This window comes from Allosphingosinicella sp. (assembly GCF_036402135.1).
Lineage (GTDB): Bacteria > Pseudomonadota > Alphaproteobacteria > Sphingomonadales > Sphingomonadaceae > Allosphingosinicella.
Genome location: NZ_DASWTN010000010.1, coordinates 185308 through 194275, shown reverse-complemented (window position 1 = coordinate 194275; position 8968 = coordinate 185308). Strand labels below are relative to the sequence as shown.

The following is an 8968-nucleotide window of genomic DNA, read 5'->3' as shown; positions in this document are numbered from 1 at the left end:
GATCATGGGCGCGCTCTACAAGGGCTTCTGGGTCACCGCTTTGCTGTCGATCCCGGCGCTCTATTTCGCGACCGAGATTACGCTTGGCGACCTCAACGCTGTCTATGGCGGTCCGCGCACCGCGGGCGGCTTCGAAGCGGAGCCGCAGGTCGTTGCCGGCGCCGGCTTCACCGGCATGGACCTGTTCTGGTCGATGCTGGTCGGCCTTGCCGTCACCAGCCTCATCATCTGCATCACGGAATACTACACGGGCACCAACTATCGCCCGGTGAAGTCGATCGCTAAGGCGTCCGAGACCGGCCATGGCACCAACGTGATCCAGGGCCTGGCCATCAGCCTCGAGGCGACCGCGCTTCCGACCCTCGTCATCTGCGTCGGCATCATCGTCGCCTACCAGCTGGCGGGCCTGATCGGCATCGCCTTCGCCGCGACCGCGATGCTTGCGCTTGCCGGCATGGTGGTTGCGCTCGACGCCTACGGTCCCGTCACCGACAATGCCGGCGGCATTGCCGAAATGGCGCACCTCGACGACAGCGTCCGCGTCCGCACCGACGCGCTCGACGCGGTCGGCAACACCACCAAGGCGGTGACCAAGGGTTATGCGATCGGTTCGGCCGGCCTTGCCGCGCTCGTCCTGTTCGGCGCCTATACGACCGACCTCAACCTGTTCTTCCCGGACGTTGCGGTCGATTTCAGCCTTAGCAATCCGTACGTGATCGTCGGCCTGCTGCTCGGCGCTCTGCTCCCGTACCTCTTCGGTGCGATGGGCATGACTGCCGTCGGCCGTGCAGGCGGCGCCGTGGTCGAGGAAGTCCGCGGCCAGTTCCGCGACAATCCGGGCATCATGCAGGGCACCAGCCGTCCGAACTATGCCCGGACCGTCGACCTCGTCACCAAGGCCGCGATCAAGGAGATGATCATCCCGTCGCTGCTGCCGGTGCTTGCGCCGATCGCGGTCTATTTCATCATCAGCGCGGTGGCGGGCCAGGCCAACGGCTTTGCGGCTCTCGGCGCGCTGCTGCTGGGCGTGATCGTCTCCGGCCTGTTCGTCGCTCTGTCGATGACGAGCGGCGGCGGCGCCTGGGACAATGCCAAGAAGTATATCGAAGACGGCAATCATGGCGGCAAGGGCTCCGAAGCCCATAAGGCCGCCGTCACCGGCGACACGGTCGGCGATCCCTACAAGGACACCGCGGGTCCGGCCGTCAATCCGATGATCAAGATCACCAACATCGTCGCCCTGCTCCTGCTGGCGGCGCTGGCGGGCGGCCACGCCGGCTGATCTTCTCAACCGAACTTGGAAGCCCCGCCCGGAGCAGCCCTCCGGGCGGGGTTTCATTTTAAGGCCCCAGCCGCTAAGGGCGGCGCGGACATTCAGACAGGAAGTGCATGGCTAAAGAAGAACTTCTGGAAATGCGCGGGCAAGTCGTTGAGCTGCTGCCCAACGCCATGTTCCGCGTGAAGCTTGAAAACGATCACGAAATCCTCGGCCATACGGCGGGCAAGATGCGCAAGAACCGCATCCGCGTGCTCGTCGGCGATGAAGTGCTGGTCGAGCTTACCCCTTACGATCTGACCAAGGGTCGGATTACCTACCGCTTCAAGTAAGAGCAGGCACGCGCCCGATGCGGCTCGTCCTCGCCTCCGCCAGCCCACGCAGGCTCGACCTTCTGAAGCGCATCGGCGTCACGCCCGATGCCGTCGTTCCCGCCGAAATTGACGAGACGCCGCTGAAGGGCGAGCTGCCCCCGCTCTACGCCGCGCGCATGGCGATGGAGAAAGCGGAGGCGGTACGCGGCGCGCATGAGGGCGCGCTGATCCTGGCCGCCGATACGGTGGTAGCTGCGGGCCGGCGCATTCTTCCGAAGACCGAGAGCGAAGAGGAAGCGCGGCAGGCGCTGAGCTTGCTGTCCGGGCGCAGGCACAGAGTGCTCTCGGCGGTGACTTTGGTCGGTGCGGACGGCGCTGCGCGGCACCGCCTTTCCACCAGCATCGTGGCATTCAAGCGCTTCAGCCCCGACGAGCTTGAAGCCTATATCGCTAGCGGCGAATGGCAGGGCAAAGCGGGCGGCTACGCTATTCAGGGACGCGCCGAGGCGCTGATCCGGCAGATTTCCGGGAGCCATTCCGGCGTCGTCGGGCTGCCTTTGTTCGAGACGCGCGCGCTTCTCCGCGCGGCAGGATATCCGCTTGGCTGAGTGGCTCTACGAGGAAGGGATCGGCGAGAACCGGGCCATCAGGATCGAAAGCGGCGAGATTGCCGAAGCCATCATCGAATTGCCGAACGGCCCTCGCGCAGGCGCGGTTCGGCGCGGGCGGCTTACCTCCATTCTCGTTCCCGGACGGCGCGGGATCGTCACGATGGACGGCGGCGCCGAGGCGCTGCTGGAGCCGCTGCCGAAGCTTACCGAAGGCGCGGAGCTGCGGGTCGAAGTCGTCCGCGAAGCCATTCCTGAGCAGGGCCGGGCGAAGCTGCCGAAGGTGCGAGTAACGGAGGCGGAAGAGCGGGTTGGGCCGACGCTGAAGGAGCGAATCCAGGGGCAGGCCGCTCCCGTCGCTGGACCGGACCTGTTTGAGCAGGCGGGTTGGTCGGAGCTTCTCGATCAGGCCGCGACCGGCGAAATCCCGTTCGACGGCGGGGGGCTGCGGATGAACCTTACGCCCGCAATGACCCTATTCGACGTGGATGGCGCACTGCCTGCAGCGGCGCTTGCCGTCGCGGGCGCGGAGGCGGCGGGGCGGGCGATACGGCGGTTCGGGATCGGCGGTTCGATCGGGATCGACCTTCCTACCATGCCCGCCAAGGAGGATCGGTTGAAGGCCGCGGCGGCGCTCGATGCCGTGCTTCCGCAGCCGTTCGAGCGGACGGCGGTGAACGGCTTCGGCTTCCTGCAGGTCGTTCGGCGGCGGGAGCGGCCTTTCTTGCCGGAGATCGTTCAGGGAGACCCTGTCGGCGCGGCGGCGCGGGCGCTGCTCAGGCGGGCGGAGAAGTCGCGCGGGGCTGGCGAACGAACCATTGAGGCCGCACCGGCCGTCATCGCCCGGCTGGAGCAGAATGACGAATGGCTGCGCGAGCTTGAAAGGCGGATCGGAGCGGCCGTGCGCTTGCAGGCGCGGGAGGGGCTCGCCATATCGGCGGGCCATGTCCACAGCCAGTTCAACCCTTAAGCGCCGCGGCAGCGGCTGCTCCGTCTGCGGCAAGCCCGCCAGCCCCGGCCATGCGCCTTTCTGCAGCCAGGGGTGCCGCGACCGGGACCTACTGAACTGGCTCGGCGACGCCTACCGGGTTCCGGGTCCGCCTGCTGATGAAAGAGCATCGGAAGGGCTGGACAGCGAAGGCTAGGCCCTTCTATAGGCGCGGCTTCCGCGGTTCTCGCCGGATACGCCCAGGTAGCTCAGTTGGTAGAGCATGCGACTGAAAATCGCAGTGTCGGTGGTTCGATCCCGCCCCTGGGCACCATAACCCAGCCATCCTAAGCCATCTCTGGACCGCCCGACCCGCGCCCGCGTAAGGACTGCGCGGGAGGGGCTTCATGCAGCACTTGGACGAGAGGGCGCGGGCGACGTTAATCGGGTTTCTGGCGATACCGCTCTGGGGATCGCTGGCGGTGCTGACGACGCTGCTTTCCGGAATACCGCCGCTGCAGATGCTGACGGTCAGCTTTGCGATGAGCGGAGTCCTCGGAACCCTGCTCCTGCTCGCGCGGGGCGAGAGCCTGTCCGGGCTGCTGCGGCAGCCTCCGGCGCTGTGGCTGCTCGGGATCGGCGCCTATTTCGGCTACCATCTGCTCTTCTTCCTGGCGCTCCGGAATGCTCCGGTCGCGGAGGCCAATCTTATCAATTATCTCTGGCCGCTGCTGATCGTGCTCTTTTCCGCATTGCTGCCCGGCGAGCGGCTGAGACCCGCGATGGTCATCGGCGCTTTGCTGGGGTTCGGAGGCGCGGGGCTGCTGATCGGGACCGGATCCGGCGCGGCGCAGTCGGAGGCGTGGATCGGCTATGCGGCGGCTCTGGCAAGCGCGCTGATCTGGTCAGGCTATTCGGTGGTGAGCAGGCGCTTCAGCGCGGTGCCAACCGGCACCGTGTTCCTCTTCTGCCTTGCGACCGCGGCGCTGGCGGTTCCGGCGCATGTGGCGCTGGAGGAAACGGTGATGCCGAGCGCTACGGAGTGGCTGGTGCTGGGGCTTCTTGCGCTGGGGCCGCTGGGGGCGGCCTTCTTCCTTTGGGACATCGGGACGAAGCAGGGGCACCTGCCGCTGCTGGGGGTGCTGAGCTATGCGACGCCGATCCTGTCGACCCTGCTGTTGGTCGCAGCGGGCGCGGCGGAGGCCGGGGCGGAGCTGTGGATCGGATGTGCGTTGGTGACCGCCGGGGCGGTGATTGCGAGCGGCGGGGTCAGTATGTTGGCGAAAGTGTCGCGCAAACGGACTTCTATAGCGCCGGAATAGTGGCGGAAACCTGCGGGTTTAGATGTCCCTGGATGTAGGCGGGGAAGTGCGCCGAGAATGGGTGAGGTCGCGCGCCGTATCCAGGTGAAGCGACGACAGGCTGAAATGGGCGCGGGCGGCCTCGTAGCTGCCGGCGCGGAGCGCGAGGTCGAGCTCGGCCTGCGCGCGGTCGGAATGATATTTGATTGGATCGTCCCCGTTCATGCCGCCCTTGTGTCACAGGACGGCGCGAGTCGCATTCACGTGCGTTAGCAATGGCTTAGCCGACGACCCCGGGGAGAGCGGCGATGACCGCCTGCGGGTCGAACGGCTTTTCGACGCGAGGCACGCCCGCGAAGCGTTCGGGAAGCGAAGCGCTGTTGTAGCCCGTGGCGACGACGAAGGGGATGCCTTCCTCCGTCAGGCGGTCGGCAATCGGAAAAGCCATGTCGCCGCGCAAATTCATGTCCAATATGGCGACGTCGAAGCTTCCGGCAGCGACCGCACGTTCGGCGTCGCCCAGCGTGCCGACCGGACCGAGCACTTCCGCGCCCGCTTTCTTCAAGGCATGCGCAAGGTCGTCCGCGAGGTAATATTCATCCTCGACGATCAGAACGCGCAATGAGTTAAGTCCCTGTTCTTCCACAATCACTTCAAAAAGCGGGCCCGAAGCCGATTTCGGATCGTTCTCGTTATCCAGCTATAACATAGGTGATCAAGGATAGCGAATTCACCGTTTAGGAGGAGGCTCAACTCGTGCAGGCGGTGAGCCCATTGGCCCTGAGACTTCAAGCATTTACCCGGTTGTCGAAGGATGATCTGGCGGCGATCGAACGCGTCACCCGCAAAGGCGGCAAAGAAGTGGGCGCACGCCGCGACCTGATCCGCGAGGGCGACAAGCCCAAATTCATCTATCTGATCCAGGAAGGCTGGGCCTTCCGCTACAAAACGCTGCCCGACGGACGGCGGCAGATCGTGTCCTTCTTCATTCCCGGGCATATCTGCGACCTCAACGTCTATATCCTCAAGGAAATAGACCATAATATCGGTACGGTGACGAAGACCCGCGTCGCCGAGATCGGCCGCGACGATTTCGAGCGGCTGATGATCGAGCATCCTCGCATCACCCAGGCGCTCTATTGGGACGAACTGGTGACGGTCGCGATCCAGCGGGAATGGACTCTGAACCTCGGCCAGCGGAGCGCCTACGAGCGGATTTCCCACCTGCTCTGCGAGATGTTCCTGCGGCTGGAGGCGGTCGGCCATACCGAAGGCGACAGCTGCTATTTCCCGCTGACCCAGGTAGACCTTGCCGACGCGACGGGCCTTACAGCGGTCCACGTCAACCGCACCCTGCAGGAGCTTCGCCAGCACAATCTGATCGTGCTCCACAGCAAGCGGCTGACGATTCCCGACCTTGCGGCGCTGAAGGATGCCGCCTTGTTCAACGACAATTACCTGCATCTAAACCATGAAGGCGCGCATTTAGACGCCAATGACTGAGCCCGCGCCTCCGTCCCCGAACGCGTTCGAGAAGGACAAGCCTGGGACGAACGCCCGCACCGAGGCCGAGGCGGACATCGACGCGCTTCGCCAGCAAGGCGGCATCTTCGTCGAAGCGGTGAAGGCCACAAGGATGCCGATGGCCGTCACCGACGTGCGGCTGCCCGGCAATCCGATCGTCTTCGCCAATCAGTCGTTCCTCGACCTTACCGGCTACAGCATGGAAGAAGTGCTGGGCCAGCAGCCGCATTTCATGGTGGGGCCGGACACGGACAGCGAGGATACACGGCGTTTCCGCGAGGCCATCGAGCGGAATGAAGACGTCGTCCTGGAGACTTGGCAGTACCGGAAGGACGGCAGCAAATTCTGCGCCGCCGTCTTTTGCCGCCCGCTGACCGACCAGGAAGGACGGCCGAGCAACCACTTCCTTTCCTATCTCGACATCACGCGGCGGGTGGTGGCCGAGGAGGCCCGCCATGCCGAGATCCTAGAGAGCATTTCGGACGCCTTCTACGCCGTCGATCGGCACTGGCGCTTCACCTACATCAATCGGATGGCCGAGAAGTGGTGGGGGAGGCCCCGCCACGAACTGATCGGCAAAGCCTATTGGGACGAGTTCCCGCAGGCAGTCGGCTCCGAACTCTACAAGGCGCACCTCCGCGCAGCCGAGGCGCGGGAAGTGGTGCGGATCGAGGCGATTTCTCCGATCCTGGGCAAGTGGGTGGATGTCAGCATCTACCCGACGGACGACGGCGGCCTGTCAGTCTATTTCCGGGATATCAGTCGTAAGAAGCAGTCGGAAGAAGCGCTTCGGACGAGTGAGGAGCGCTTTCGCCTGATCGTGGAGCATGCGCGGGATTATGCGATCTTCACGACCGACCCCGAAGGCATCATCGACCACTGGTATGAGGGCGCGGAGGCGGTGTTCGGCTGGACCGTCGACGAAGCCGTCGGACAGCCGGTGGACATGACGTTCACGCCCGAAGACCGCGCCGAGGACGTTCCGCGGAAGGAGCGCGAAACCGCCGCGCGGGACGGGCAGGCTCCGAACGTCCGCTGGCACATCCGCAAGGACGGCAGACGCATCTTCATCGACGGCGTTTCGACCGCGCTGAGGACCCGCAACGGCAGCCTGATCGGTTTCCTGAAGATCGGCCAGGACACGACGGATCGACGCCGCGCCGAGGAGCATCAGAAGACTTTGCTCGCCGAGCTGCAGCACCGTGTGCGCAACACGCTCGGCATCGTGCGCTCGATCGCGCGGCGGACGGCGCAGAGCAGCGAGAGCGTCGAAGACATGGCGTCGCATTTCGAAGGGCGGCTAGACGCCTTTTCGCGCGTGCAGGCGGTGGTTACGCGAACGGCCGAAGGCGGCGTGGACTTCCTGAGCATGGTGGAGGACGAGCTGCTGGCCCACGCCGCGCGCGAGGGAGAGGGTGTCACGATCCGCGGCCCTGACATGTGCCTCCAGCCGCGGGCGGCGGAAAGCCTGAGCCTCGCCATCCACGAGCTGACCAGCAATGCCGTCAAATACGGAGCGCTGAGCGTGAGCGGTGGACGGCTGTCGGTCAGCTGGGAGCGGCGGGCGATGGACGGGGAGGAGCGGCTGGCGCTCGCATGGGAGGAGAACGGTCTTGAAGGCCTGCCCGCCGAGCCGGAACGGCAGGGATTCGGCCTGGAGCTGCTGGAGCGAAGCCTGCCTTACGACCTTCGAGCGGAAACCAGGGTGGAATTCCGGCCGCAGGGCCTTCGCTTCACTCTGGACATGCCGCTAGGGCCGGACGTGCTGGCGGAGCGATAGGGGCCGGGCGACGCCCGCGACCTTAGTCGAGCCGGCGCCGCCGGAACTCGTCCAGCCTTTCACCGACCCGCTTCTCCAGATCCGCGAAATTGCCCATGCTCTCGCCGCAGCTTTCGCAAAGGATCGGCGTCGTCTGATCGGTGCGGGCCGGATATTTGAAGCGGTTTTCGCCGCACTTCGGACAGTTGAACTCGAACGTCACGATCATCCCCCCGCGGCTGGACAAGATAGGCGCTTTTCACTTGCAAGACATCTAGAAAATTGGTGCAAAATAAATTTGCCGAATTTTTCTAACATTCCCTGCTGTGATGTTGGCATTTGCTATTCTGCCGTAAATAGTGCATAAGAATCTTGCTGAAGTCGCATGCGACGGATTTTGGCGGCATAAAGCTCCTTTTCCTTCTCTCTACGCTGCTCCCGCATGGCGACGGCCACGCTGGCCGCCGTCAAAACTTATGAATACAAGGAAAAGATTATGCCGATTGGCACCGTAAAATTCTTCAATGCCGACAAGGGCTATGGCTTCATTCAGCCGGAAGGCGGCGGAAACGACGCTTTCGTCCACATTTCGGCGGTCGAACGCGCCGGCATGCGCACGCTCGATAAGGAGCAGCGCGTCAGCTACGAGCTCGAAACCGACAATCGCGGCAAGACCAGCGCCTGCAACCTGCAGAGCGCCTGAGCTACCGCCAGAGAAGGGGCGTCCGGCCAAATGCCGGGCGCCCCTCTTCTTTTCTCCCCCCCGAGGCCCGCGCCATGACGCATGAAGAATTCTATCTCGCCCGCGCCGCCGAAGCCCGCGCCGATGCGGACGCCGCCTTGCTCGACAATGTTCGGGAACGCTGCCTCCGGTCCGAAGCGGCCTGGAACGTGATGGCCGAGCGCGCCGGCAAGACTGAGCGTATGCGCGCCAAGGCTGCTTCCGACAAAGCGGCCGCCCTCGCCCGCTGAATTGTTCGGCCAAACGGGAGTCGATGCGACGAACGGTTGGAACCGATGATCTTGATCGACGTTAAGATCGCGACAACCATTGTGGGCTGATCGTGACTCCCGAAGAAGATGAAGAGCTGTACGCCCGGATCGAGGCGGAACAGGCGGTGATCATGAACCTGATCGACGACAGCAGGAAGCTGTCGGAGCGTTCCGACGCGCTGATCAACAGCGCACGGGGCAAGAGTTCGGCCGAAGGCGAAGGCGCCGGAGCCTAATCATCCCCTCGCATCGCCGCTTGGCAGTA

Annotated in this window: 14 protein-coding genes and 1 tRNA gene; 12 read left to right on the top strand and 3 right to left on the bottom strand. The window is 64.5% G+C overall.

All coding sequences use genetic code 11. From position 1 onward, the window contains the following. From VGD10_RS03710 to VGD10_RS03680, 7 genes are all read left to right on the top strand, one after another. The coding region (locus tag VGD10_RS03710; protein WP_331039439.1) for a sodium/proton-translocating pyrophosphatase at positions 1-1282 on the top strand (1282 nt) is incomplete at its 5' end. 107 nt (positions 1283-1389) lie between these two features. Next, positions 1390-1608 (top strand): translation initiation factor IF-1, encoded by a 219-nt coding sequence (infA, locus tag VGD10_RS03705; RefSeq protein ID WP_010162480.1) that lies wholly within the window; start codon positions 1390-1392, stop codon positions 1606-1608. A 17-nt stretch (positions 1609-1625) separates the two neighbouring features. Further along, positions 1626-2198 (top strand): Maf family protein, encoded by a 573-nt coding sequence (locus tag VGD10_RS03700; protein ID WP_331039438.1) that lies wholly within the window; start codon positions 1626-1628, stop codon positions 2196-2198. Further along, positions 2191-3168, top strand: a complete 978-nt coding sequence (locus VGD10_RS03695; RefSeq protein WP_331039437.1) for a ribonuclease — start codon at positions 2191-2193, stop codon at positions 3166-3168. The genes VGD10_RS03700 and VGD10_RS03695 overlap by 8 nt, the downstream gene beginning before the upstream one ends. Continuing rightward, entirely contained in the window at positions 3056-3343 is a 288-nt protein-coding gene (locus tag VGD10_RS03690; protein WP_414639496.1) for a DNA gyrase inhibitor YacG, read from the top strand. Before VGD10_RS03695 ends, VGD10_RS03690 begins: the two co-directional genes overlap by 113 nt. Before the next feature lie 41 nt (positions 3344-3384). Beyond that, a tRNA-Phe gene (locus tag VGD10_RS03685) sits at positions 3385-3460 on the top strand. A gap of 73 nt (positions 3461-3533) precedes the next feature. Continuing rightward, positions 3534-4448, top strand: a complete 915-nt coding sequence (locus VGD10_RS03680) for a DMT family transporter (protein ID WP_331039435.1) — start codon at positions 3534-3536, stop codon at positions 4446-4448. A gap of 18 nt (positions 4449-4466) precedes the next feature. On the opposite strand, the gene VGD10_RS03675 is transcribed toward VGD10_RS03680, so the two are convergent. Together VGD10_RS03675 and VGD10_RS03670 are read right to left on the bottom strand one after the other, a co-directional pair. Then, on the bottom strand, positions 4467-4652 hold the full coding sequence (locus tag VGD10_RS03675) for a hypothetical protein (protein WP_331039434.1): 186 nt from the start codon (positions 4650-4652) through the stop codon (positions 4467-4469). A gap of 55 nt (positions 4653-4707) precedes the next feature. Next, a complete protein-coding gene (locus VGD10_RS03670) occupies positions 4708-5049 on the bottom strand; it encodes a response regulator (protein WP_331039433.1) in 342 nt (113 codons plus the stop codon). Positions 5050-5231: 182 nt separating this feature from the next. Between VGD10_RS03670 and VGD10_RS03665 the strand changes: the two genes are divergently transcribed. Next, the gene (locus VGD10_RS03665; protein ID WP_331039432.1) at positions 5232-5930 is read left to right on the top strand and encodes a Crp/Fnr family transcriptional regulator; all 699 of its coding nucleotides are present in this window, start codon (positions 5232-5234) and stop codon (positions 5928-5930) included. Further along, positions 5923-7731: a PAS domain S-box protein gene (locus VGD10_RS03660; RefSeq protein WP_331039431.1), complete on the top strand. Its 1809-nt coding sequence runs from the start codon at positions 5923-5925 to the stop codon at positions 7729-7731. Before VGD10_RS03665 ends, VGD10_RS03660 begins: the two co-directional genes overlap by 8 nt. Positions 7732-7753: 22 nt before the next feature. On the opposite strand, the gene VGD10_RS03655 is transcribed toward VGD10_RS03660, so the two are convergent. Then, entirely contained in the window at positions 7754-7957 is a 204-nt protein-coding gene (locus VGD10_RS03655) for a hypothetical protein (protein WP_331039430.1), read from the bottom strand. A gap of 249 nt (positions 7958-8206) precedes the next feature. On the opposite strand from VGD10_RS03655, the gene VGD10_RS03650 reads away from it, so the two are divergent. From VGD10_RS03650 to VGD10_RS03640, 3 genes are all read left to right on the top strand, one after another. Continuing rightward, complete coding sequence (locus tag VGD10_RS03650) at positions 8207-8413, top strand: cold-shock protein (RefSeq protein ID WP_331039449.1); 207 nt, start codon at positions 8207-8209, stop codon at positions 8411-8413. Positions 8414-8487: 74 nt separating this feature from the next. Next, positions 8488-8682: a hypothetical protein gene (locus tag VGD10_RS03645; RefSeq protein WP_331039429.1), complete on the top strand. Its 195-nt coding sequence runs from the start codon at positions 8488-8490 to the stop codon at positions 8680-8682. A 92-nt stretch (positions 8683-8774) separates the two neighbouring features. Next, positions 8775-8939, top strand: a complete 165-nt coding sequence (locus VGD10_RS03640) for a hypothetical protein (RefSeq protein WP_331039428.1) — start codon at positions 8775-8777, stop codon at positions 8937-8939. The last annotated feature ends 29 nt before the right edge of the window (positions 8940-8968 follow it).